We start from the raw sequence: 21,725 nt of genomic DNA on the forward strand, positions 1-21,725 counted from the left end.
GTAAGCTAGGGCCTTAATATGTGAGGACCCTGACCATGTGGATACTGTTTGCGTTGATAATGATGGTGGTGGCGCTCAAGGCGTTCAGTTTCAGCTTTACGCTGGCCCTGATCCCCTTTGCTGCCGGGTGTTGGTGTTTTAGCAAATCCAGCCGGAGCGATCTGGATGACTTTATGGCATTCAGCTTCTTCTTTGTCCTGGTTGGATTTGCTATTGCGGCGCTTGATCAGCTGTTTTGATTGAGTCATTTCTTTGCTGGTGAGCTACTGATTTAGCGTAATATAAATCAGATTCAATGCGGATTTATTTAATTGCAATGTCATTAACAACTGCATTGATGTGGTGGTATCACGTTTCGTTACGCGCTTACTCAAATCCTAGCCTTAGAGTAAACCCCCTCTACAGCACATTTGCTTCCGTTTCTGAATATTAGTTGTCCATAACCTGATGATGATATCACCAAGTGCGAATCTTCAACCATTGCCAAAGAAAGGCAGTTTGAAGTATGTATGTAAGCATTACTGCCAAACACCTCAAACCAATCATCATCATCCACGCTAACCTTAACGGAGTACTTCCCTGGCTTATACTCGTCCTTGCTAAAAACAGCCTTCACATCACAACGGTCATCACTATCCAAGAATATTAGCTCACCACCATATCCATCTGTTTTGAAAATAGCTTGCTCAGAGTAGGCGTATGCGTAGCAATATCTTGTTTGAACCAATATATCGTTGCCGCTTACCTTATATATGTTTTTGCTTTTCCTTGTCAGCGTAAGCTCATAGCTCTCAGCGAGAACATTATGAGACAGAACAAGAGGAGCAATCATAATTGCTGCGGAAAATATTTTTTTAGCTAACATCAAAGCTCCAAAAGATTTATACGCAAAGCTTAATGTTGCGCTATTTATCATTAGGTGTCAGTGAACAAGATCACATCATCTTTTGTTGTCTAGCATTTCTTTGGCGATCACCTCCATCATCTCCCGAACTTCTTTTATCTGCTTGGCTATGGCGGTCACATTGTAACGTGGGTCGTCCTTATCTATGCCAGGGTCTGTTATCTCTACAGATGCGATCATTCGTGGCGATCCCGGCCCACCATTTAGTTCGCCGGTGAGACTGGAATCAATTGACTGCTGAAGTCGATGCACTATCTCGGCGTTCAGGGAGCGGCCAGATCTGTCTGCGCTTTCCTGTAGGCTGGCTCGCATCTCATCCGACATTCGTAGTGGGTATGGCTTCGGCTGACTCATGGCATTTTCCGGTGTTTCTATATGGGTATTTAAGCATTATCAGTGGTAATGATGGCTCTGATAGAATCACAAAGCAAAGATTCTATTTGACTCTGAATCTTTTTGATTCTAGCCTTGAGAGAAGAGCTGGCAGTGTCAACTCTTGCAACACCAACAAATCAGCAACAAGCAAGGAGAGTTAAGTGAGCAACCAAATTCCACCGACATCAATCCGGTTACCGGAAGATCTGAAAAAGTGGCTGGGGCACCGTGCCGTTGATAACGGTGTGAGTCTGACAAAGGAGGTGATTTCCATCCTGTACTCAGAGATGAAAAAAGATGGTGGATTGGATCATGACTGCATGTCGTGATGCCATAAATAGAACGACCCAAGCTGTTGGCGCAGCTCGGGCCGAGGATGTAAACCCAAACAACCACGTTAAGGACTACGGTATGACTATACAACAACAGTATCAGCAAACCAAAGTTTTGGCAGGGCCGCAGAATGGTGGCCATGCCATCACCATGACCAGTCTTGATTTTCTGAACAACATCATCAACCCAGCGCGGGCTGATGAGGGCGAGTCGCCACTCCGGAACACCGAGCTTCTGCGTAAACTGGAGGATGAGTGCGATGATCTTGGGGTCATGCAGACTTTCTGCACGACCACCTCTCAGGGCGCGAAACGCCAAGTAAAGGGGTATACGCTCAACTTTGATCAAATGATGCTGATCGGCATGCGCGAATCAAAGGCAGTGCGCCGCGCAGTTCTGGCCAAGCTTAAGGCTTTGGAGGGGCAGCTGGCACAACCGCAATGGGCCATCCCCCAGACTTTGCCAGAAGCTCTGCGCCTAGCGGCCGAGCAGGCTGAGAAGGTGGCCATTCTGACCATCGAGAACAAGCAGCAACAGGAACAGATTCACTCACTCGAAAGCCTGTTCCGCCAAGGCATGACCATCCCGCAGTTCTGCAAGATGCTCAACGGGGTCAATGTGATGAAGGTGACAGAGTATCTTGCTGACGAACGACACTGGTTATTCAATGAAAGTCGCTCTGGGTTGAACAAGCGCTGGCGAGTTGCCTCGTATGCCAGAGATCGCTACCTCACTGAGGAGCAGCAGGAGATTCGCTCGCACGGCCACGAGTCGTTTGTGAAATATACGGCAGTCCTTCTGCAGGCAGGGGCGGTACGACTCTATCAGCTCTACATGAAGGGAGAGCTACCGATGAAGGCTAGTTGGGATGGTCTGTTCACCCAGGATAAAGTGATCAAGGGGGCAGCATGAGCGATTCAAAGATCATCCCATTCCAAGCCAGGCCCGCACCAACCAGCGACACGCTGGAAGCGCTCTGTGATCTTGCTGGGCTTCTCGAAGATGTGGATACGGCCTCTGGAAAGGTCGCGATCGTTACGGCGGATGCGCGTAGTGAAGGGTGCCGTGAGTTTGTTCATGATCAGGTGAGGCAAGCGATCGATTATATCAACAGCTGGATCGAGGAAGAGCAGGCAAATCTCGGGGTGAAGCAATGAGCGCAGCCCAACTGATGGTAGAGCTGGCCGCCTTGCTGGACGAGCTGGAAGGTCTCGATATGACGCGAGTAGAGCGGGCCAAGATCACGGCGCGGATAGAGCGGATGATGCCTGAACAGGCAGAGTAATAACGGTGGGGCTTCGGCCCCATTTTTGTTGACATCACACCAACGCCGGGCGTAATGTGCGCAGGAATCGAATGATTCCGCTCGGATGAGTGGGTTTTTAAAACCATAACCTAGAGATTGCCTTTTCCGGTTATGGTAAGCAGTACCTAATTTACTTAATTATGGCGCCACCTGTGTGCCAAACGTGAACCATAACCTTTAATCAACTGCCTGCAAGTGGCCTATCCACACGCGGCGGTAACTTGCGTTATGGAGTTTTCACGATGACCATTCTTGCCAACATCTCCTCCCTCGAAGACATGCTGCTTCATCTCGACCTGTCACATACAGAACGCCGTCGGACTGATGATCTGCTTGCTGCAATTCGCAGCGAAGCTATCCAACTCTCACACCAAGAATTTCAGCATAGCAATTCAGCATCGACGCCAGGTGTGGCTTCGGCAGTCGTGCTGCGCGGTTGATCAGCCCCATATGTTCATCATCTGAGACGCTCCAGTCAGGATCTGCAAGGATGGCCTGGACAGATAGGCCCATTGCTGACGAGAGCATGACCGCCTCTGCCAACCCCATGAAGTCGTCGTGATGCAGCGATAGCCATCTGCTGATACTGGAGCGGGGGATGTCGGTCAGCTTGCTGATCTTGGACTGGCTGAGCTTTCTCTCCGCCATCAGCTTGCGCACCTTCTTCTTGGTGCGATGGACATACTCGAGGCTAGAGCTGGTCAGATACCGCTTCATAGGCATTCCTTATCTGTGGTGGCCAACCGTGCTCTAGATCATGTTTTTATGTTTGTCCCAAATCTGGAACACCTATAGTGCAATTGCTCAGTAATGGCACATACAGGTCATGTAAATTGTAGGTTAATAATAACGAGTTGAACGCACAACGAGATCACCGCGCATCACCTGTAACGACGGAGTGTAGCGGTTGTATGATGAGCAATAGAGTACGGGATTTGTTTTCTGAACGGATGTGGATAGGAGGGGTGGGCAAAGATAGTGCTCCACTCGGTCTGCAAAAAGTGGTAAATTCGCTTCGGTACTGTATGGGCATACAGTGTTTCACAGTCGAGAGACTGAGAGCAGATAAGCGGGGACCTGACCGGATGGAATCACTAGCTGAGCTTGAGAATATTCTTGATACTTTGGACCTGAGCAGGGTGGAGGAAGAGAAGATCGCGCGCATTCTTGAACGACTTCGCGATGAGCTGAACGCTGCTTCATAGTTGTTGCAGCCGGATCGGATTGGCCCGCCATTGAGCGGGCTTTTCTATGCGCGTTCGACAGGTAAAGGCTGGGGTTTTTCTGGGGCAATTTTGGGGCAAGATTTTTCGAATTGGGGCAATTTTGGGGCAAAAATATCGGGGGAATGAGGTGTTATGAGGTGGGGGTTATTCTTCTCGAAAGGCTGCTATATCAACGGATGCAAGGGTTTGCGCGGGTTTGGCTGCGGTGTGTCTCTCTCCAGTTGATTACCATGCCGGGGTAGTAGATATAGGTCTTCATCGGATCCGTCTGTTGTCAAAAATCTGGCGAGGCGCAGGGTCGGGAATATACGCAAGATTGGCGCTGCACGGCAAACACTGTGTGGGGTAATGTGAGCAAACGCTCATCCAGTAGGCGCTGGCCACAAAGTTCTGATATAATTCGCGCCCTTAAATCAAGGTCACCCGAGTCATTACCATGAAGTTCATTATCAAGCTGTTCCCGGAAATCACCATCAAGAGCAAGTCGGTTCGCCAGCGCTTTATCAAGATCCTGCAGGGCAATATCCGCAATGTCCTGCGCCGCTTCGACGACGATGCCCGCGTACGGATGGATTGGGACAAGCTGATCGTGAGCTCCCGCAATGACCAGTTCCGCGAGCAGGCTATCGAAGCTTTGGCCTGTATTCCCGGCATTCAGGCCTTCCTCGAGGTACAAGCCAGCAAGTTTACCGATCTGCACGACATCTTCGAGCAGGTGAAAGCCGTGTGGGGCGACCAGCTCAAGGGCAAAACCTTCTGCGTGCGCGCCAAGCGCCACGGCAAGCATGAGTTCTCCTCCCTCGAGATTGAGCGTTACGTGGGCGGTGGTTTGAACCAGCACTGCGAAAGCAACGGCGTGCGCCTCAAGAACCCGGATGTGAAGATCAACCTGGAGATTGACGGCGAAGAGCTCTTCATCGTCAGCGCCATCCATCAGGGCCTGAGCGGCATGCCCATCGCCACTCAGGAAGATGTGCTGAGCCTCATTTCCGGCGGTTTTGACTCCGGTGTGGCGTCGTTCCAGTTCATCAAGCGCGGCTGCCGCGTGCACTACTGCTTCTTTAATCTGGGCGGTGCTGCCCACGAAATCGGCGTCAAGCAGGTGGCCTATCATCTGTGGAACCGCTTTGGCTCCTCCCATCGGGTACGTTTCACTGCGGTGGACTTCGAGCCGGTGGTTGCCGAGATCCTCGAGAAGATCGATAACGGTCAGATGGGGGTGGTGCTCAAGCGGATGATGATGCGTGCCGCCGCCAAGGTGGCCGACGAGTTCCAGATCCCGGCGCTGGTGACCGGCGAGTGTGTGGGCCAGGTTTCCAGCCAGACCCTCACCAACCTGAACGTCATCGACCGGGTGACCGACAAGGTGATCCTGCGCCCGCTCATTACTTGGGACAAGCCGGACATCATCAGCGAAGCCCGCCGTATCGGCACTTTGGAGTTTGCTGAGACCATGCCGGAGTACTGTGGCGTCATCTCCAAGAAGCCGACCGTGAAGGCCGAGCTATCCCGCATTGAAGAGGAAGAGGCCAATTTTGACTTCTCCATTCTGGACAAGGTGGTCTCCGAGGCCCGTTACCTCGATATCCGCCGTATCGGTGAAGAGACTGCCGCTGAAGTGCAAGAGGTGGAAACGACTCAGGTGCTGGGCGTTGACGAGGTGATCCTGGATATCCGCTCTGCCGACGAACACGACGAGAAGCCGCTGGTGGTGGAAGGTCGTGAAGTGCTGCATATCCCCTTCTTCAAGCTGGCCACCGCCTTTGGCGATCTGCCCAAGGAGAAGACCTACCTGCTCTACTGCGATCGCGGCGTGATGAGCAAGCTGCAGGCGCTGTATCTGAAAGAGAAGGGCTTTGACAACGTCAAGGTGTACCGCCCGTAAGCGTGTTTTTTACCTTCAATAAAAAAATCCGGCCAATGTGCCGGATTTTTTTATTTCACAGAGTGAGCAATGACTATCAGGGACAGGGAACCGGAGTAAAAGAGTCTTGCCCCTGACAACGCCAGCCCATTTCCGCCTCCCGCATCTGCCACAGGTTGTTGCTGCGATAGAGGGTCAGGATGTAGATCATGTCGCTCTTGCTACCGTCGAGGGCGACCGAGAGCACCAGATCATTGTCCAACTGCTGGGCATGGATGCGGCTGGGTGTGTCACCATGACCGACGAATCGCAGAGCGACCTCACGGTAGTCATTAACCCAGTTTTGCTGTTGATGGCTTGCCTGGCGTATCTGCTGGTTGAACTGCTGCACCGGCGCCGAGGCCAGTCGTCCAAATACCACTTGTGCTTCGGCGTGGGCTGCCGTCACGTTCGCCAGGAGGAGGGTGGTAAGCATACCGATTTTGCGCATGAGAAGTTCCGGCTAACAACGACTGCTTCTATGACAACAGAAAAGCCTATTTGGTTCAACGCGCGGCCCACAGCGACATGATGACGCTGTGGGCCTGCTCTCAATTGCGTTGCAGCGAGAAGGTGGGAAGCGACAGATGCCAGTAGATAGCAGCTACTCGCAGGCCAAACACGGCCGTCATGCAGATGAGCATGGCCGTTACCCTGTCCATGTTCGCCTCCAGCGCCAGGGTATAGAGAATGCCGCCGAGGATACAGGCGGTGGCATAGATCTCTTTTTGCAGCACCATGGGCACCTCCCGCGCCAGTACATCGCGGATCATGCCACCGGCTACCCCGGTCATGGTGCCCATGATCACGGCAATCAGCCCCGGGGTGCCGAAGTTGAGGGCCTTCTGGGCACCGATCACGGTAAAGAGGGCCAGTCCGAAGGCATCCGCCACCGGCAGCACATACCAAGGCATTCTGCGGGGCAGTTTGACCATCCACATACCGATCAACGCCGTCGCAATGACGACCCAGATATAGAGGGGATCGCGCACCCAGAACACGGGGGTGGCTCCCAGGATCATGTCACGGATGGTGCCGCCGCCGATGGCAGTGACCGCCGCCAAAACCATGACGCCAAACCCGTCCATTCTGAGTCGGCCAGCCACCAATACCCCTGAAAACGCGAATACCGCAGTACCAAACATGTCGCTGATGTAAACAATCTGCTCAACCAGTGTCTGCATGGAGAACAACTCACGTCAAATTGTTGATGGGGCCGCGATTTTAGGGGCTGGTGAGCCCAATCGCCAACAGTGCTCGACAAAATTGAGAGTCGGGACGGATTTTTTCTCGCAGCATGAACGGTAGTGTCTCGTTTGCCCCCTGCCGTTGGCGAGCTTCAGAAGGTTGAGTTTGTCACTGGTTTTGGCCCGATTTTTTCCTTAAGTATCCCCCCGACCCGCCGATATATAAGGTAAGCGGCGTTAATGCGATGAAGCGTTGAAAAAATGCTAAAGACATCCAAAAACGGGCCGTTAAATAAGACGCATCGGGCACGGAAAATAATAAAGCCTGAGCAAATAGAAGAGTAAATTTAATAGCTTAGGAGAATAGTCATGGGCCTTTATATCAACACTAACGTTTCATCACTCAACGCGCAGCGTAACCTGATGAATACGACCAAATCACTGGATACTTCCTACACTCGACTGGCATCTGGCTTGCGTATCAACAGCGCTAAAGATGATGCTGCGGGTCTGCAAATCGCCAACCGTTTGACGTCTCAGGTGAACGGTTTGAATCAGGGTAACCGCAACGCCAACGATGGTATTTCGGTAGCGCAAACTGCGGAAGGTGCAATGGATGAGGTGACCTCCATGCTGCAGCGTATGCGTACCCTGGCTCAGCAATCAGCCAACGGCTCCAACAACACTGATGACCGTACCGCGTTGCAGCAAGAGTATGACCAGCTGATGACCGAAATTGATCGTGTGGCAAAAGATACCACATTCGGTGGTAAGCAATTGCTTAACGGTGGTTATGTCGGCTCTTTCCAGGTTGGTGCTGATGCTGCTCAAACCATTACTTTCAGAATGACCACTGCGTTTACCATCGCAGGTATGGCTTCTGCTGCCAAGGGCAATGCAACAATCTCTACCAGTACAACTGGTAGCAAAGAGCCTTTCAAAGTAACGGCCTCAACTAGCGCAGTGACTGTGGCAAACATGAATAGTATCAAGTTGGCGAGTTCGGCCCAGTCTGCTATGGCCAACCTTGACTACATGATTAAAGTTGTAGACAGTAAGCGAGCTGAACTGGGTGCAGTGCAGAACCGGTTTGATTCAACCATTCGCAACCAGGCGAACGTCTCAGAAAACGTCAGTGCCGCGCGTTCACGGATCCGCGATGCAGATTTCGCGACCGAGACCGCCAACCTGACAAAGCAGAACATTCTGCAGCAAGCCGCATCGACAATTCTTTCTCAAGCAAACCAGCGCCCGCAGTCTGCACTGTCACTGTTGCAAGGCTAACAAAAGAAAACAGGGCGGTTGTTCAGGCCGCCCTGGTCAAGAGATGGAACAAAGGGGTGTTCGGGTCGCACTCTGTTCTATCGGGAGAGATATAATCTCTACTAGTCATGCCAAGTGTTGTCCAGCTGTTCAGTTCTGTCACGCTTGGTCATATTCTCCTGAGCATATGCTCATCTTTAGGCCGGTTTACCGGCCTCTTTTTATTGTGTCGCCAAATTGACGTCACTCTGTCAGTTCAAAGCATGAACCGTGCCAACGCATCTTATCCCGTAAACTGGGTTATCAACAGCGGTGATTTGCATGGTGATGCTGCTCAATTCATGTTCTGTTGCCGCCTGCCGGATAAAACTTGCCGCTTTAGGCAACAATTTTCCTAAAGCTTGTATCTGCGCTGCCGTTAAATAAAGTGAAGCAATCGAGGGGTGTTCGGAATCCAACGTTTGCACTACTGCGGGTGACCTGTTCGTTCAAACAGACACCCGCCAGAAGAGACAGGCATGTTCAACCAGCTCTTCAAACGGTGGGACGTCGTTTTGTTTAGACGACGCAACCTGCAGTCGCATGTTCTTCGGGAGAATTTTTTATGGCCATGTATATCAACACCAACATTTCATCATTGAACGCCCAGCGTAACTTGATGAATACCAACAAGTCTCTGGATACCTCCTATACCAGATTGGCATCCGGTCTTCGCATCAACACCGCCAAAGACGATGCTGCTGGCTTGCAGATCTCCAACCGTTTGACTTCACAGGTTAACGGCTTGAACCAGGGTAACCGCAACGCAAACGATGGTATTTCGGTAGCCCAGACTGCAGAAGGGGCCATGGATGAAATAACCTCCATGTTGCAGCGGATGCGTACTCTGGCGCAGCAATCAGCTAACGGTTCCAACAATACGGATGATCGCGTTGCATTGCAGCAAGAGTACGATCAACTGACAACCGAGATCGATCGCATCTCCAGTGATACCACGTTCGGTGGTCAGAAGTTGCTGGACGGTAAATATAAGGGCTCATTCCAGGTCGGTGCGGATGCCACCCAGACCATTACCTTCAAGATGACTAGTGCCTTTACCATTAGCGGTATTGCTGGCGCATCAAAAGGTAGTGCCACCATTGCCACCAGTACTACTGGTAGTAAAGAGCCGTACAAGATAACCGCTGCGACAACTGCTGTAACTGTTGCCAACATGAACAGTATCAAAACAGCCAGTGCTGCACAGTCTGCGATGGCCAACCTTGACTTCATGATCAAGGCGGTTGATAGCAAACGTGCAGAGCTTGGTGCGGTCCAAAACCGTTTCGACTCGACTATCCGCAACCAGTCCAACGTGTCCGAGAACTTGAGTGCAGCACGTTCGCGTATCCGTGATGCGGACTTTGCGACAGAAACCGCTAACCTGACCAAGCAGAACATCCTGCAGCAGGCAGCTTCAAGTATCCTGGCGCAAGCCAACCAAAGACCGCAATCTGCGCTGTCCCTGTTGGGTTAACGGGTAGTGATGAGATAGAAAAGGAGCGACGATATGGCCAATGACATTGGAATTCCCTCATCGGTCACTCCTTCTTCTCTTCAGTCAAGTAGCAAGAGCGGCCAATCGGCCGCTCAAGTGCTATCTGGCATGGCGGAAGAGCAGCGGGTGATGACACAGGATGTGGAAAAACAACAAGAGGAGCGAGCCAAAGAGAAGGTTCGCAAATCCGATGTCTCAGATAAGGATATTGAAAAAGAGGTACAAAACTTGCAAGAGTTCAGCAAGTTGCAGGGATGGACCGTCAACTTCAGCGTCGAAAAGGATCTCGAGCAAGTTGTTATCAAGGTGATGGACGCCAATACCAAGTCAATGATCCGTCAGATCCCAAGTGAAGAGTTGCTGGCTATCAGCAAGCGGCTCAAGGATCTGCGTGAAGTTGATGTTATAGGTGGCGGCTCAAGAGTCGGATTATTGCTTGATAAAGAGATTTAATACGCAAGTTTTACGAGGAGAGTGAGAATGGCCACTATTACGTCTGCTGGTGCGGGTTCACAGCTGGACTTGGAGTCTGTCATTGCCGCGAGCGTCAATGCCAAGAAGGCGCAACTGATGCAGCCCATCACCACCAAAAAGACCAATGCCCAGATCACTCTCTCCGGGGTTGGACAGTTGAAGTCGGCCATCGCCTCTTTTGTGACGACACTTCAGGCCATGTCCAAAGATGATGCGTTCAACAAACGCTCGATTAATATTACCCAGGACAAGGACAAACCCGTTCTCAAGGTGGAGAGCAAGGCGGGGGCTTCCAACGGGCAATATGATATCAGCGTCGAACAATTGGCGAAGACCAGTAAATTTGACGGTACTTTCGACTCATCGACGACTCCCCTTATCACTGAGGATGGGAAGCTGACCTTCAAGGCTGGTGACAAGACCTTCGATGTCGATGTGAAAGCAGGGGATTCACTACAGTCCATCCGTAAACGCATCAACAATGACGCCGACAATTTCGGTCTGAGCGTCAACATAGTCAATACCTCCGATGGTAAATCCAAGCTGATGATCGATTCCGGGGTAAGCGGCAGCGGCAAGGACCTGCAGATCACTGGCAGTACTACCGACCTGACCGATAATCTCGTATCCAAACTGACCAAGCGCCAAGATGCTCAAGATGCCAAGATCACCGTTGATGGAAATACTCTGACCAGTTCATCCAATACCTTCGATGGCACCATTGTCGGACTTAAACTGACCGTGTTGCGGGAGTCGGATAGCACAACCTCTACCGATGCCAGCGGTAATCCGGTCAAGACCTACAGCTCTAACAAGGTTGACGTGACCACCGACAAGGCTGGCATCAAGGACATGGTCAAAAGCTTTGTCGACGGTTACAACGCGCTGGTGAAGAAGAGCAATGACCTCGGCAAGCGTAATACGATCGTCGAAGGGAAGAGCAAGAATGATGGTGGGGCTCTGGCGGGCGATGCAACGACGCGTGCCGTAGTCAATATGATGAATGGCATCATCACCGAACCCTCGAAAAATTCCTCTACTTATAAAACGATTTTTCAGATGGGCATAAAGATGGATAACAAGGGGGTATTGTCTATCGACGATACCAAGTTCAACGAGGCCATCGACAAGAATTTCGATCAGGTAGTAGCAGTTTTTGGCGGTAAGGATGGGATCGCCGGTCAGCTGGCCAGCCAGCTGGAAACCTACTCCAAGACCGGTGGTTTGTTGGCGAAACGGGAAGACTCTTTGAATTCCGATCTGCGCGAAGTGGGTCGTAAGGAGTCCGATGTTGCCACTCAGCTGACTAAGTATGAAGAGACCTTGCGGGCCCGTTACGGAAGTCTGGATGCTATGTTGGCCAAGATGAATAAGTCTGCCTCATATTTAAGTATGCTAAATACAAACAACAGTTAATGTGAAGTCATGAGTGGTGTTTCATATGTATCATAAAAATATAAAGGCCTATACCACCCAGAATCTGCAATCCGAATTGGCAGTAGCCGATCCTTACCGCGTGATTCAACTTTTGATGCAAGGTTGCCTGGAGCGCTTGGCTCAGGCTCGTGGTGCTATCGAACGTCGAGATTTTGAGCAAAAATCCCAGTCTATCTCTAAATCAATGGCCATTATCAACGGGCTGCAAGATTCACTTGATCTCTCTTATGGTAAGGTTCCCGAAGACCTTTCTGCGCTTTATGACTACATGAAAGCTAGGATGATGGATGCCAGCCGTGATATGGATATCACCGCTGTCGATGAGGTTATGAATCTGATGCTGACAGTTAAAAGCGGTTGGGATGCTATTCCTGTCGAGGAGCGAGATAAGGCCTTGACTCAACAAAAAGTGGGCGGAACCGAATGAGCAATAACCGTTTGCCAGAATTAATTGCAGCAGGTCAGGAGTTACTGACCTTGTTCGAACAGGAGGATGTGCAAACGGCTGAACAGTTGATCGACCATTATCTCATTCTCCTTGATGCTGTTTTCCAGAATATCCCGCCACATGTGGCTCTTGACATGGAGCACCAACAAGCATTGGTGCAGTTTCAAACCCTACATGAGCTGATAGAACATGCAAAGAATCAGACAGAAGCAGCTTTGTGGAAATTTTCAAAAGCAGGTCGAGCATCTGATATGTACAAGCTGAACGCAGGTTAGGCATACATGGATATTAAAAAAGAAATTACAAATATCGAGAGTGAACTTGTTCGCCTTGATAGGCAAAAGCAACAGGAAATTGCTATGTTGGAGGTATTGCCTGTTCGTTTTGCAATGAACATGGATGCCTTTAAAAAATTCATGCCAAGTATATATAACTTTTTTGAATCATATCAACCAGTACGGCCATTCCGTTTTTTTTGCAATGAGAATGGCATCCCTAATATATTGTGGCTTGATGATAAAGTTTCGATATACGGGAAAGATCCTTTTATAGAAGCTCAAGAACAGATAGACGAAATAATCGAGAATAGTGTTTTACAAAGTGTTGACTTTGCGCCTCAATGGTATATTGATGGCCAAATTCACATAAAATACAATAATGAAATATCACAGTTGAAGCAATATACTGATCTTGAGGGCCTGCAACTGAAAGATGCTTTGACTATGGATATTCCGCTATCGCTTATGTATGGTGTTGGTCTTGGTTATCAACTGGGTTATCTGTACGAGCGTTGTAAGGTTAGAAATTTATTTGCATTCGAACCAGATTTGGATGTTTTTTATGCATCACTATTCTGCTTTGATTGGCATTCATTGTTTGAATATATGGATAGTGAGTCGCTCAGTATTCATCTTTTTATTGGTGTCGATGAGCAATTGCTTGCGGCTGATATGATGGAGGCTCTCCATCGTAAAGGTGCTTTCTGGTCTGCATCCTACTTTTCATTTTGCCACTATCGTTCCCCCCAGATTGACAAATTGGTTCATAAGGTAGAGACCGAGTTCTACTTGTTGAGAACTGGCTGGGGATTCTTTGATGATAACGTTTATGCCTTGGCACATAGCCATTCTCATCTTCAAGAGGGAACTCCATTTCTGAAGCAGTCTCGAGATATGACTCTGTCTGCTGATATCCCGGTATTTGTTGTGGGTAACGGGCCATCACTTGATCAAACGATAGATTTTATTGCAGAACATCAAAATAAAGCAGTAATTATTGCCTGTGGCACAGCAGTAAGTGCTCTTTATAAGGCTGGGATCAAGCCAGATATTTATGTCGCTGTTGAACGAACTAAAAGTTCAGCGGATTTCCTGCACATTTTGAATGCGGGAGATTTTCTCAAGGGGTGTGCGTTCCTGAGTGTAGATGTTATACACCCCGACTGTAAGAGCTTTTTCCGTAGAACCGGTTTAGCATTTAAACCAAATGAACCAATGTATAAATTATTGAGTTCTCGCTTGGGGGATAAATTCGATTTCGATACCATAGAGTATTCAAATCCCTTTGTTGGAAATACGGGTTTAAATTATGCGGCACTTTTGGGTTTCAAAAAAATATACCTTTTTGGTATTGATAATGGTTATAAAAGTGCAGATAAACACCACTCAAAATTGAGCCTGTATTACAATGAAAAGCAGGAGGCAAAATATCATCAAGACCTTAACGATACATTTCCTGCTCCAGGTAATTTTGGTGGAGAGGTTCTAATCAATCATCTCTTTGGGCTTTCAATCCACAATATGGCTCGTGTTTTGAAAGATCATAATGATGTTAATTGTGTCAACGCTAGTGATGGTGCTTATATTGAAGGTGCTGTGGCACAGCGTGTTCAAGCGATTAGCCCTGTCTGGGGGGATATTGATAAGCGTCATATAGTTGATGGGCTAATGGATACATGCTTTAAGCCACTCGACCTCACTTTGGTTGATTTCAAGTCTGGCCTCAATGTCCCTCTGTTTAATCAGGTGATCGAAAAGTTTCGCTCAGATTGGCGTGATGTTAATCGTGACTATAATGCGGTCCAGCTTATGATGCAGCGTCATCATGATTATTTGCTCTACCTTTTGACAAGCACTGAAGCGCATTTGTATCGAATGTTGATTGGTTCAATTAATTACTTTTATGCCAATATCATTACTTTGATGATGGCATTACTTCAGAAAGATGATGACTATTTTATTCAGCAACTCGATTCAGCTATCGTGCTGCTGGACAAGTTTTTTTCTGATGCCGAGAAAATCTACGCCGATGTTTTTGAACGGCACGATACGACCTACTTCGTTGGTCTCGATGTGTTTAAGTAAAATCTTCTCAGGGGTGTGACACTGTTCACGCCCACTTTGTAACTGTATGATATAAAAAGTTTTTCATATCATAGGGAATGCTAATGGCTTCGCTTTCTCTAGCGTCAACCGCCTTTCTGATGCCTGGCAATGTTGCTTGGGCTCCGCTGGCCAAATTGGCTGCACTCCACTTCCAGCAACAAGGACAATGGTATAGCTGCAATTCTGGTGATGTTCGGGTCGTAATCTGGTTTTGGGAGCAGTTACTTACGGAGACGCGTTGTCAGCATTGGTCGAGCCTCGAATCTGTATCTCTCGAGCAACAGATTGATATCTGGTTGGATGAGTTGCTTCTTCCGTTTCATGAGGATGGTGGCACACCGGTTTACCTCGGAGCCTGTTTTTTTACTGCCCCTAGCGCTTGTGCCGACCTATATCCTTGGGTGAAAAACCTTGATGCTCGCTTTTCCCAACGGCTTGCCGAGCTTCACCTCATTAATCTTGATCTACCTCGCTGGTTGATGAAAGAAGGTGCACAACACTGTTTTGACCCGCGTAACCAATTCCTGCTCTCCTGTCCTCTCTCTGCTCCAGGGATTAGCTCTCTCGCAACATGGATTGCCGAGCGTTGGAAACGCGATCAAGAACCTCGACGCAAAGTCTTGGTACTTGACTGCGACAATACCCTTTGGGGGGGCGTGGTCGGTGAAGATGGCGTAAGTGGGTTGCAGTTGGGACAAGACGGGGCTGGCAAGTTATATCAATCTTTCCAGGAGGCTGTGCGTTACTGGTACAACCGCGGGGTTTTGCTGGCTCTTTGTTCCAAGAATAGCCCTGACGATGTCTGGCTTGTGTTTGAACAGCATGGTGCGATGAAATTGTCGCGAGCACAAATCGCAGCTTCGGCAATCTGTTGGGGACGAAAATCAGATGGCTTGCGCCATATCGCACGCACTCTTAACCTTGGTCTTGATACACTGGTGTTTTGGGATGATTCCCCTCTGGAACGAGCCGAAGTTCGTGCGGCTTTATCGCAGGTGGACGTGATTGAACCGCCGCAAGAGATCTGGGATTGGCCCAATAGTCTGCTCTCGTACTGTGGTTTTGCCCAAGGGCTGACAAAGGATGACAGCTTGCGCCAGGCTTCCTACCGCGCACTGGCCGAAGGTGAGCGACTGCGTGAGCAAGCCAGAAGTGAAAGCGACTATCTGCGCCATTTGTCCTTATGTGCGAATTTTCATCCTCTGGCGCCGGATAATCTTTCCCGGGCAGAACAGCTTGTTAAAAAAACTAATCAGTTTAATCTCTCCTGTTTGCGCCATGATGCTCGCACACTCGAGTTGTTGGCTAAAAATGGGTTCTGTGGGTTGGTGTCTTTGCGGGATTGTTTTGCAGATCATGGCTTGGTGGGGATTGTGCTGATCCAGCCTGTCAATTCAACGACAGCTTTTCTCGATACGCTGGCATTGAGTTGCAGAGTTCTGTCGAGAGGTCTGGAATACTGGCTGTTGGATCGTGTCTCGGCTGAACTGCGTGAGGTGGGGATCGAGCATCTGGTTATTGGCTCGAACCGTTGTGAACGTAATGAACCTGCGCTGACATGGTTGGCATCCCTGTCGTTATCCCCCTGTGATAATCCGGATCCCACCCGTTTCTCTCATGAGCATTTCCATAGTCTGGCGCTTGCACAGCTGAATTTGCCTTTTTTGGAGTTTTATCACCATGACTGATCTCTTCACTCTGTTAGAACAGCAGTTTCCTTCTGCAACCGTCACGCGAGGCGACTATCAGTTGGGACTTGGGGCATTTCCGGAATGGGATTCGCTCGGTCATTTCAATTTTCTGTTACTGGTTGAACAGACTTTATCGGTACGCTTCGAGCCTGAAGAGCTGGCGGCGATGAAGCAACTTCAGGATATTCGTGATGCGCTGTTGCGTCGTGGTCTTGCCCTGTGATTAAGGCTCTATCTCATACTCTGAGCACGCTAGGGATCGCGCGCGGAAGTGCCTTGATGGTTCACTCTGACGCTATGGCTGTAGCCCAGTTTCCTGGTCAGAGTAATAACGCTGGAATGCACACTTTTTGGCGCGGCATACAGGAGTGGCTTGGAGACAAGGGCACTCTGCTGGTGCCGACATTCACTTATAGCCTGACACGCAAGGTATGTTTCGACTGGGCGACGTCTCCCAGTGAAGTGGGCCTGATGACGGAACTGTTTCGCACTCTGCCTGATGTGGGGCGTACCCGCGACCCTATCTTCAGCATGGCCGTATGGGGTGCGGGGGGGGACGAGATTATTACCGCTGGCGGTCATGACTGTTTTGGTCAAGATAGCCCCTTTGCCTGGTTGGCTGCCCATGATGGCTGGATTGCCGGTTTTGCCTGCCATCCCGATCGCATTACCTTCACCCACTATGTGGAGCAGCAACTTGGTGTCGATTATCGCTTTATGAAGCGATTTGAGGGTGAAGTCTGCGATGGCGGTGCTGTGCGCCCCTGGTATTGTGACTACTTTGTGCGAAAACTCGATCTGGCCAGCGAGATAGATCTTTCCCGTCTGGTTGAAGCTCTTAAAAGTCAAAACAAGTGGCATCAGGGGTTATTTGGCCGGTTACCGGTCTGGGCGGTTCGTTGCGCCGACTTTGCCGCGGTGGCCAAACAACTGATAGCAGAGCATCCTCATGCTCTCATCCGGGAGGGGGCATGAAACTGCATCATATCGGGTTGGTGGTATCCGAACTTGAGCTCGGGGTTTGCTATTGCCGCGAGACCCTCGGGATTTCCCGATTTAGCGAGCTGGTGCTCGATCCCTTGCAGCGGGTACATATCTGTTTTGCATACGATGATGCCGGGATTTGCTACGAATTGATTGCCCCGGCCGGTGAAGATAGCCCGGTCAGCCAGGCGTTACGTACGCGCCATAACCTGCTCAATCATCTGGCCTATGAAGTGGCAGATATAGCGATGGCAGCCGAACGACTTCGGGTTCAGCGTCATCTTCCCCTCGGGCCCAGCCAGCCCGCTATCGCGTTTGGCGGCGCCCACGTTCAATTTTTCCTAAGCCCACTTGGGCACATTATCGAATTGGTTCAGCATACCCATGACTCCTGACACGGATTTTTTACCTGCAGACTGGCAAGACCCGGCACAGATTGGCCAGGCTATGTATGATCTGGCGGCGCGCCTTTATCCTATCAATCGAAGCCTAACCGGTAATGGCGTGCGAGAAAGCCTGGCATTGTTGTGCCATTGCCTGCCTGAGTTGCAGGTTCACGAAGTGCCGACCGGTACTGAGTGTTTTGACTGGCAAGTGCCTGAAGAATGGAACGTACGCGAGGCTTACATAGTGGGGCCGGATGGGCGTCGGGTCGTCGATTTTCGCGATCACAATCTGCATCTGGTGGGGTATTCAGAGCCTGTTGATACGATTCTGTCCCTGGAAGAACTGCAGCTGCACCTGCACTCGTTACCGGAGTTGCCTGATGCCATTCCTTATGTCACTTCCTACTACCGGCGTCGGTGGGGCTTTTGTCTGACTCACAGGGTTCGTGAACAGTTGCAGCCAGGGCAGTACCGGGTAGTGATCGATGCGACGCTTGCTCCGGGGTCACTGACTTATGCAGATATGTGTTTGGCAGGAGAGAGCAAGCAAGAGATCCTGCTGTCAAGCTATCTTTGCCATCCATCCATGGCCAATAACGAGCTTTCGGGTCCCTTGGTCGGTGTGTTTTTGATGGCCTGGCTCGCCAGTATGCCGCGTCGCCGGTATAGCTATCGCCTCATATTAGTGCCTGAAACGTTGGGCGCCATTGTGTACCTGTCACGCCATCTGGCACACCTGAAAGCACAGACGCTGGCGGGGTTCAACCTCTCTTGTCTTGGGGATGAACGTGGTTACTCCTATTTGCCCTCACGCCGTGGTGGCACATTGGCTGACAGAGCCGCATTGCACGCTCTTGCCCACATTGACCCGGGATTTCATCGTTTCAGCTTTCTGGATCGAGGTTCCAATGAGCGTCAGCTGTGCGCTCCCGGGGTTGACCTGCCGATCGCCTCGATTATGCGCACCAAATATGGTTGTTACCCTGAGTATCACACCTCGCTTGATGATCTCTCTCTCGTAACGCCTGCTGGCTTGGCAGGAGGCTTTATGGCAGTGCGCAGGGCAATTGAATGTATTGAGCTGGATGGACGTTATCGAGTAACGGTGCTTTGCGAGCCGCAAATGGGCAAGCGCGGTCTCTATCCGGATCTATCGACCCGCTGGTCAGGATGGGCTGTGCGGGACATGATGAACCTGCTTGCTTACAGTGATGGAGATATGACCCTGTTCGAGATTGCCGAGACGATCCACATTTCATTCTGGCAAGCCCGCCAGCTGGCAGATATGTTGCTTGAAGCGGACTTGCTCAGTCCGGTCTAGGTGCTTAACAGAGCTGCCAGCTCACCTTCCAGCCAATCGGCTAACCCAAGCCAGTCATGGCGCTCTTGACATGCCAGCAAGGCGCCAATGATTCTGGCTGCCTCGTTGTGATGTTCCTGTGGGAGTGCCAGCAATACCTGTTCGAGTAAATCAGGAAGGGTCAGGGCACTCTCCACAGAGTGGCCGAGCCGAAAACGGTGGGCGAGTGTGATGCAATGGTGTTTGAGCGTCATGATACAAAGTCCGGATGATATTCACTGCCGAGCAGAGCAGCACCATCTCGGCTGCTGTTCCAGAAATGAACTTCGGGATGGGCTGCCATATAGCGCTCCAGCTCAATCTGATAAGTTGTGAAGTTGGGATTGGTGCTGACCCGTTTCCCATGGCCATCCACGACCCAGCTCAGTGCCTGACTGGCGCTGGGGCCGAGAGCCCCGTCTTGCCAGCCGGCATGGGTCTGGCCACCGGGGAAGGCAAAATCGCAACCAAGCAGGAGTACCTCAGTGCATCCGATTTGTATTGCCAGATCGACGGTCGGATGAATGACGCTTCCTCCCTGATGCAGGGTTCCCTTGGGATGTTTCCGAGCCAGCGTTGCATACATGGGACTGGCTGAGTAGGTGGTAAGCCGTGGGCCTGGCCAAGCATTCAGAGTGTCGGATGGTACCATGGGCGCGTAGACAAGAGGGACTGTATCCAACCCTGCCCCTGGCAACCTGTCTGGGGTAAGAGCATCATCAATACTGACCACTAAATGAGGCGCAAGGCCATAACTGCGTAACGAAACCAGTGCTGTATCGACGCAAATCACCAGCCAGTCGGGATGATGTGCCAGCCAGCCAGTCAGTTTTGGCAGATGTTGTGCTAGGGTGGGTCCACTGGCGATGACCAGTGCACTGCTATCAGGACGAGAGCCAAATAGAGAGCTCACGTCACCATCTTTTGCCACCAGAGACATATTCTCAGCCAGCCGGCTTAAGATCCGTGGCGATGCAGGATCAAAGCGTTGGCGAGTGTACCCAGCCAGTATCTCGCTCATCAAACGCCCACGAATGCGGCAGGCCGCATCTTCGGCCACCTCCAGTTCGCTGGGGAGGGCGAAGAAGGGGAGGACAATTTCCTGTTCATCGGCCGCGAGGCTTAGCTCTACCCGGGGGTCTTGCAGCCACTCGTCGTGCTCGAGCAAGGCCAGCACCAGAGTGAAGAGATTGTGGTGCATGATATGGACATGGAGGGTTTCTAACCGGGGGCGTGCCAGCAGCACCTTCTGCAGATCGCCGAGTCCGGTGCCATAAAGATGCAGCACGGGTACATCGGGAAGAGTTGCCGCTTGCAGTTCGGCCTCCTTCACCCGGTCGTGCCGGCTGGTGAGCTGGATGCCATTGACCAGCAGTGTGCTGCTGAGGCCTTCACACAACTCCACCTGCAGATCGCCCAGCTGGGCCACAGTGAGGTGGGCTGCTAGCCATGGCCAACGATGTTCGATGATTGCCAGATGGTGGCGCAGCAGCTCTTCATTCATCGTCTGCAATCCACTCCCAGTTAAGAGGCTGATTGGCTGCCATGTCGCGGCTGACCCGCTTGCCGATGAGCCGATCGTAATCGGCCGGGGGCAGGCCGAGGGCGGGGCGCACCGACTTGATATGCTCTGCGGTGAGCACCTCGCCAGCGGCCATCTCCTTGACCAGATAGAGGGAGCGGCGAAAAGCGCGGTTACCCTGTTCACTGGCGGTGAGCTGGTAATCGGCCACTCCGAGGGCGGCATGGGCGGTATTGACCGAGGTTACCAGTTCGGTAAGTTCCGCCGGTTCCATGGAGAAGGCGCAATCCGGCCCGCCGTCGGCGCGGGCCAGGGTGAAGTGTTTCTCGATGAGGGTCGCTCCAAGCGCAGTAGCTGCGATGGCCGTGGCCGATCCCAGAGTGTGATCAGAGAGCCCCACCTCGATCCCGAAGCGCTGGCGCAACATGGGGATGGCACGTAGGTTGTACTCGGCTGCCGGCGCCGGATAGCCGCTGACACAGTGCAGCAGTGCCAGCTGGCCGTTGCCGTGCTTGAGTGCCATCTCGACTGCCGCGGTGATCTCGGCCTCGTTGGCCATGCCGGTGGACATGATGAGCGGCTTGCCGGTCTGGGCGGCGTAGCGGATGAGGGGCAAGTCCACCAGCTCGAAGGAGGCGATCTTGTAGGCAGGACAATCAAGTGATTCCAGCAAGTCCACCGCACTGAAGTCGAACGGGCTGCTAAAGACTGTCAGCCCCAGCTCGCGCCCTTTGGCAAACAGCGCCTGGTGCCACTCCCAGGGGGTGTGCGCCCACTCATAAAGATCATAGAGACTGTGGCCATCCCACAAACCGCCGTGGATCTGAAATTCCGGTCGATCACTTTTGAGAGTGATGGTATCCGGGCGGTAGGTTTGCAGCTTGACGGCGCTGGCACCCGCTGCCTTAGCGGCGGTCATGATGGCCAGGGCTCGGTCCAGATTGCCATTGTGGTTGGCCGACAGTTCGGCAATCACATAGGGGGCCTGTTCCTGGTTGATGGGGCGATGATCGATCTGCATCTGTG

Annotated in this window: 27 protein-coding genes; 18 read left to right on the top strand and 9 right to left on the bottom strand. The window is 51.2% G+C overall.

Going from position 1 to position 21,725, the window contains the following annotated elements:
• Positions 1 to 35 precede the first annotated feature (35 nt).
• Entirely contained in the window at positions 36 to 239 is a 204-nt protein-coding gene (locus tag AB5Y73_RS04045) for a hypothetical protein (RefSeq protein WP_069556139.1), read from the top strand.
• A gap of 131 nt (positions 240 to 370) precedes the next feature.
• Here AB5Y73_RS04045 and AB5Y73_RS04050 read toward each other — a convergent pair whose 3' ends face one another.
• Together AB5Y73_RS04050 and AB5Y73_RS04055 are read right to left on the bottom strand one after the other, a co-directional pair.
• Positions 371 to 865 carry a hypothetical protein gene (locus tag AB5Y73_RS04050; protein ID WP_368147311.1) on the bottom strand — a complete coding sequence of 165 codons (495 nt, stop codon included), beginning with the start codon at positions 863 to 865 and terminating at the stop codon, positions 371 to 373.
• Positions 866 to 940: 75 nt separating this feature from the next.
• Positions 941 to 1,258 (bottom strand): Arc family DNA-binding protein, encoded by a 318-nt coding sequence (locus AB5Y73_RS04055; protein ID WP_279499539.1) that lies wholly within the window; start codon positions 1,256 to 1,258, stop codon positions 941 to 943.
• 182 nt (positions 1,259 to 1,440) lie between these two features.
• Here AB5Y73_RS04055 and AB5Y73_RS04060 point away from each other — a divergent pair, with 182 nt between their 5' ends.
• From AB5Y73_RS04060 to AB5Y73_RS04075, 4 genes are all read left to right on the top strand, one after another.
• Positions 1,441 to 1,608, top strand: coding sequence for a hypothetical protein (locus tag AB5Y73_RS04060; RefSeq protein WP_368147312.1), 168 nt, complete (start codon positions 1,441 to 1,443; stop codon positions 1,606 to 1,608).
• Between the two features lie 82 nt (positions 1,609 to 1,690).
• Positions 1,691 to 2,524, top strand: a complete 834-nt coding sequence (locus AB5Y73_RS04065) for a phage antirepressor protein (RefSeq protein WP_106843048.1) — start codon at positions 1,691 to 1,693, stop codon at positions 2,522 to 2,524.
• The gene (locus AB5Y73_RS04070; RefSeq protein ID WP_106843047.1) at positions 2,521 to 2,769 is read left to right on the top strand and encodes a hypothetical protein; all 249 of its coding nucleotides are present in this window, start codon (positions 2,521 to 2,523) and stop codon (positions 2,767 to 2,769) included. The genes AB5Y73_RS04065 and AB5Y73_RS04070 overlap by 4 nt, the downstream gene beginning before the upstream one ends.
• Complete coding sequence (locus AB5Y73_RS04075) at positions 2,766 to 2,897, top strand: hypothetical protein (protein ID WP_256689441.1); 132 nt, start codon at positions 2,766 to 2,768, stop codon at positions 2,895 to 2,897. The genes AB5Y73_RS04070 and AB5Y73_RS04075 overlap by 4 nt, the downstream gene beginning before the upstream one ends.
• A gap of 375 nt (positions 2,898 to 3,272) precedes the next feature.
• Here the strand turns inward: AB5Y73_RS04075 and AB5Y73_RS04080 are convergent, their stop codons facing one another.
• On the bottom strand, positions 3,273 to 3,635 hold the full coding sequence (locus AB5Y73_RS04080) for a helix-turn-helix domain-containing protein (RefSeq protein WP_368147314.1): 363 nt from the start codon (positions 3,633 to 3,635) through the stop codon (positions 3,273 to 3,275).
• 945 nt (positions 3,636 to 4,580) lie between these two features.
• On the opposite strand from AB5Y73_RS04080, the gene thiI reads away from it, so the two are divergent.
• The gene (thiI, locus tag AB5Y73_RS04085) at positions 4,581 to 6,029 is read left to right on the top strand and encodes a tRNA uracil 4-sulfurtransferase ThiI (RefSeq protein WP_118853645.1); all 1,449 of its coding nucleotides are present in this window, start codon (positions 4,581 to 4,583) and stop codon (positions 6,027 to 6,029) included.
• Between the two features lie 76 nt (positions 6,030 to 6,105).
• Here the strand turns inward: thiI and AB5Y73_RS04090 are convergent, their stop codons facing one another.
• Both AB5Y73_RS04090 and AB5Y73_RS04095 read right to left on the bottom strand, forming a co-directional pair.
• Positions 6,106 to 6,498, bottom strand: coding sequence for a hypothetical protein (locus AB5Y73_RS04090; protein ID WP_005333978.1), 393 nt, complete (start codon positions 6,496 to 6,498; stop codon positions 6,106 to 6,108).
• A 100-nt stretch (positions 6,499 to 6,598) separates the two neighbouring features.
• Positions 6,599 to 7,231 (bottom strand): trimeric intracellular cation channel family protein, encoded by a 633-nt coding sequence (locus AB5Y73_RS04095; RefSeq protein ID WP_005333975.1) that lies wholly within the window; start codon positions 7,229 to 7,231, stop codon positions 6,599 to 6,601.
• A gap of 372 nt (positions 7,232 to 7,603) precedes the next feature.
• On the opposite strand from AB5Y73_RS04095, the gene flaA reads away from it, so the two are divergent.
• Positions 7,604 to 8,518 (top strand): flagellin, encoded by a 915-nt coding sequence (flaA, locus tag AB5Y73_RS04100; protein ID WP_201912628.1) that lies wholly within the window; start codon positions 7,604 to 7,606, stop codon positions 8,516 to 8,518.
• A gap of 230 nt (positions 8,519 to 8,748) precedes the next feature.
• Here flaA and AB5Y73_RS04105 read toward each other — a convergent pair whose 3' ends face one another.
• Positions 8,749 to 8,955 carry a hypothetical protein gene (locus tag AB5Y73_RS04105; RefSeq protein WP_139400544.1) on the bottom strand — a complete coding sequence of 69 codons (207 nt, stop codon included), beginning with the start codon at positions 8,953 to 8,955 and terminating at the stop codon, positions 8,749 to 8,751.
• A 146-nt stretch (positions 8,956 to 9,101) separates the two neighbouring features.
• Between AB5Y73_RS04105 and flaB the strand changes: the two genes are divergently transcribed.
• The 11 genes from flaB to AB5Y73_RS04160 all read left to right on the top strand — a co-directional run bounded on the left by flaB (position 9,102) and on the right by AB5Y73_RS04160 (position 19,159).
• Positions 9,102 to 10,013 (top strand): flagellin, encoded by a 912-nt coding sequence (gene flaB / locus AB5Y73_RS04110; protein WP_236095704.1) that lies wholly within the window; start codon positions 9,102 to 9,104, stop codon positions 10,011 to 10,013.
• Positions 10,014 to 10,046: 33 nt separating this feature from the next.
• A complete protein-coding gene (locus AB5Y73_RS04115; protein ID WP_019446041.1) occupies positions 10,047 to 10,487 on the top strand; it encodes a flagellar protein FlaG in 441 nt (146 codons plus the stop codon).
• 27 nt (positions 10,488 to 10,514) lie between these two features.
• Positions 10,515 to 11,924 carry a flagellar filament capping protein FliD gene (gene fliD, locus AB5Y73_RS04120; RefSeq protein ID WP_236095705.1) on the top strand — a complete coding sequence of 470 codons (1,410 nt, stop codon included), beginning with the start codon at positions 10,515 to 10,517 and terminating at the stop codon, positions 11,922 to 11,924.
• Between the two features lie 25 nt (positions 11,925 to 11,949).
• A complete protein-coding gene (fliS, locus tag AB5Y73_RS04125; RefSeq protein WP_236095706.1) occupies positions 11,950 to 12,372 on the top strand; it encodes a flagellar export chaperone FliS in 423 nt (140 codons plus the stop codon).
• A complete protein-coding gene (locus AB5Y73_RS04130; protein ID WP_236095707.1) occupies positions 12,369 to 12,668 on the top strand; it encodes a hypothetical protein in 300 nt (99 codons plus the stop codon). Before fliS ends, AB5Y73_RS04130 begins: the two co-directional genes overlap by 4 nt.
• 6 nt (positions 12,669 to 12,674) lie before the next feature.
• On the top strand, positions 12,675 to 14,756 hold the full coding sequence (locus AB5Y73_RS04135; protein ID WP_236095708.1) for a 6-hydroxymethylpterin diphosphokinase MptE-like protein: 2,082 nt from the start codon (positions 12,675 to 12,677) through the stop codon (positions 14,754 to 14,756).
• A gap of 83 nt (positions 14,757 to 14,839) precedes the next feature.
• Positions 14,840 to 16,465: an HAD family hydrolase gene (locus AB5Y73_RS04140; protein WP_236095709.1), complete on the top strand. Its 1,626-nt coding sequence runs from the start codon at positions 14,840 to 14,842 to the stop codon at positions 16,463 to 16,465.
• Entirely contained in the window at positions 16,458 to 16,691 is a 234-nt protein-coding gene (locus AB5Y73_RS04145; RefSeq protein WP_236095710.1) for an acyl carrier protein, read from the top strand. The genes AB5Y73_RS04140 and AB5Y73_RS04145 overlap by 8 nt, the downstream gene beginning before the upstream one ends.
• Positions 16,688 to 17,443 carry an AAC(3) family N-acetyltransferase gene (locus tag AB5Y73_RS04150; RefSeq protein ID WP_279499550.1) on the top strand — a complete coding sequence of 252 codons (756 nt, stop codon included), beginning with the start codon at positions 16,688 to 16,690 and terminating at the stop codon, positions 17,441 to 17,443. Before AB5Y73_RS04145 ends, AB5Y73_RS04150 begins: the two co-directional genes overlap by 4 nt.
• Entirely contained in the window at positions 17,440 to 17,847 is a 408-nt protein-coding gene (locus AB5Y73_RS04155; RefSeq protein WP_236095712.1) for a VOC family protein, read from the top strand. Before AB5Y73_RS04150 ends, AB5Y73_RS04155 begins: the two co-directional genes overlap by 4 nt.
• Positions 17,831 to 19,159: a DUF4910 domain-containing protein gene (locus tag AB5Y73_RS04160; protein WP_337927040.1), complete on the top strand. Its 1,329-nt coding sequence runs from the start codon at positions 17,831 to 17,833 to the stop codon at positions 19,157 to 19,159. Before AB5Y73_RS04155 ends, AB5Y73_RS04160 begins: the two co-directional genes overlap by 17 nt.
• On the opposite strand, the gene AB5Y73_RS04165 is transcribed toward AB5Y73_RS04160, so the two are convergent.
• The 3 genes from AB5Y73_RS04165 to pseI are packed head-to-tail and all read right to left on the bottom strand — an operon-like array spanning position 19,156 to position 21,720.
• Positions 19,156 to 19,392: a hypothetical protein gene (locus tag AB5Y73_RS04165; RefSeq protein WP_236095714.1), complete on the bottom strand. Its 237-nt coding sequence runs from the start codon at positions 19,390 to 19,392 to the stop codon at positions 19,156 to 19,158. The two genes, AB5Y73_RS04160 and AB5Y73_RS04165, sit on opposite strands and share 4 nt — an antisense overlap.
• Positions 19,389 to 20,681 (bottom strand): motility associated factor glycosyltransferase family protein, encoded by a 1,293-nt coding sequence (locus tag AB5Y73_RS04170; protein ID WP_236095715.1) that lies wholly within the window; start codon positions 20,679 to 20,681, stop codon positions 19,389 to 19,391. Before AB5Y73_RS04170 ends, AB5Y73_RS04165 begins: the two co-directional genes overlap by 4 nt.
• Positions 20,674 to 21,720, bottom strand: coding sequence for a pseudaminic acid synthase (gene pseI / locus AB5Y73_RS04175; RefSeq protein WP_118853658.1), 1,047 nt, complete (start codon positions 21,718 to 21,720; stop codon positions 20,674 to 20,676). Before pseI ends, AB5Y73_RS04170 begins: the two co-directional genes overlap by 8 nt.
• Positions 21,721 to 21,725 lie beyond the last annotated feature (5 nt).

This window comes from Aeromonas sp. s7(2024) (assembly GCF_040907825.1).
Lineage (GTDB): Bacteria > Pseudomonadota > Gammaproteobacteria > Enterobacterales > Aeromonadaceae > Aeromonas > Aeromonas veronii.

What these genes read in the sequence shown, in the direction of transcription:
- AB5Y73_RS04045 (WP_069556139.1), top strand. Translation starts at nt 36, where the DNA reads ATGTGGATACTGTTTGCGTTGATAATGATGGTGGTGGCGCTCAAGGCG.
- AB5Y73_RS04050 (WP_368147311.1), bottom strand. Translation starts at nt 865, where the DNA reads ATGTTAGCTAAAAAAATATTTTCCGCAGCAATTATGATTGCTCCTCTT.
- AB5Y73_RS04055 (WP_279499539.1), bottom strand. Translation starts at nt 1,258, where the DNA reads ATGAGTCAGCCGAAGCCATACCCACTACGAATGTCGGATGAGATGCGA.
- AB5Y73_RS04065 (WP_106843048.1), top strand. Translation starts at nt 1,691, where the DNA reads ATGACTATACAACAACAGTATCAGCAAACCAAAGTTTTGGCAGGGCCG.
- AB5Y73_RS04070 (WP_106843047.1), top strand. Translation starts at nt 2,521, where the DNA reads ATGAGCGATTCAAAGATCATCCCATTCCAAGCCAGGCCCGCACCAACC.
- AB5Y73_RS04075 (WP_256689441.1), top strand. Translation starts at nt 2,766, where the DNA reads ATGAGCGCAGCCCAACTGATGGTAGAGCTGGCCGCCTTGCTGGACGAG.
- AB5Y73_RS04080 (WP_368147314.1), bottom strand. Translation starts at nt 3,635, where the DNA reads ATGAAGCGGTATCTGACCAGCTCTAGCCTCGAGTATGTCCATCGCACC.
- thiI (WP_118853645.1), top strand. Translation starts at nt 4,581, where the DNA reads ATGAAGTTCATTATCAAGCTGTTCCCGGAAATCACCATCAAGAGCAAG.
- AB5Y73_RS04090 (WP_005333978.1), bottom strand. Translation starts at nt 6,498, where the DNA reads ATGCGCAAAATCGGTATGCTTACCACCCTCCTCCTGGCGAACGTGACG.
- AB5Y73_RS04095 (WP_005333975.1), bottom strand. Translation starts at nt 7,231, where the DNA reads ATGCAGACACTGGTTGAGCAGATTGTTTACATCAGCGACATGTTTGGT.
- flaA (WP_201912628.1), top strand. Translation starts at nt 7,604, where the DNA reads ATGGGCCTTTATATCAACACTAACGTTTCATCACTCAACGCGCAGCGT.
- flaB (WP_236095704.1), top strand. Translation starts at nt 9,102, where the DNA reads ATGGCCATGTATATCAACACCAACATTTCATCATTGAACGCCCAGCGT.
- AB5Y73_RS04115 (WP_019446041.1), top strand. Translation starts at nt 10,047, where the DNA reads ATGGCCAATGACATTGGAATTCCCTCATCGGTCACTCCTTCTTCTCTT.
- fliD (WP_236095705.1), top strand. Translation starts at nt 10,515, where the DNA reads ATGGCCACTATTACGTCTGCTGGTGCGGGTTCACAGCTGGACTTGGAG.
- fliS (WP_236095706.1), top strand. Translation starts at nt 11,950, where the DNA reads ATGTATCATAAAAATATAAAGGCCTATACCACCCAGAATCTGCAATCC.
- AB5Y73_RS04130 (WP_236095707.1), top strand. Translation starts at nt 12,369, where the DNA reads ATGAGCAATAACCGTTTGCCAGAATTAATTGCAGCAGGTCAGGAGTTA.
- AB5Y73_RS04135 (WP_236095708.1), top strand. Translation starts at nt 12,675, where the DNA reads ATGGATATTAAAAAAGAAATTACAAATATCGAGAGTGAACTTGTTCGC.
- AB5Y73_RS04140 (WP_236095709.1), top strand. Translation starts at nt 14,840, where the DNA reads ATGGCTTCGCTTTCTCTAGCGTCAACCGCCTTTCTGATGCCTGGCAAT.
- AB5Y73_RS04145 (WP_236095710.1), top strand. Translation starts at nt 16,458, where the DNA reads ATGACTGATCTCTTCACTCTGTTAGAACAGCAGTTTCCTTCTGCAACC.
- AB5Y73_RS04155 (WP_236095712.1), top strand. Translation starts at nt 17,440, where the DNA reads ATGAAACTGCATCATATCGGGTTGGTGGTATCCGAACTTGAGCTCGGG.
- AB5Y73_RS04165 (WP_236095714.1), bottom strand. Translation starts at nt 19,392, where the DNA reads ATGACGCTCAAACACCATTGCATCACACTCGCCCACCGTTTTCGGCTC.
- AB5Y73_RS04170 (WP_236095715.1), bottom strand. Translation starts at nt 20,681, where the DNA reads ATGAATGAAGAGCTGCTGCGCCACCATCTGGCAATCATCGAACATCGT.
- pseI (WP_118853658.1), bottom strand. Translation starts at nt 21,720, where the DNA reads ATGCAGATCGATCATCGCCCCATCAACCAGGAACAGGCCCCCTATGTG.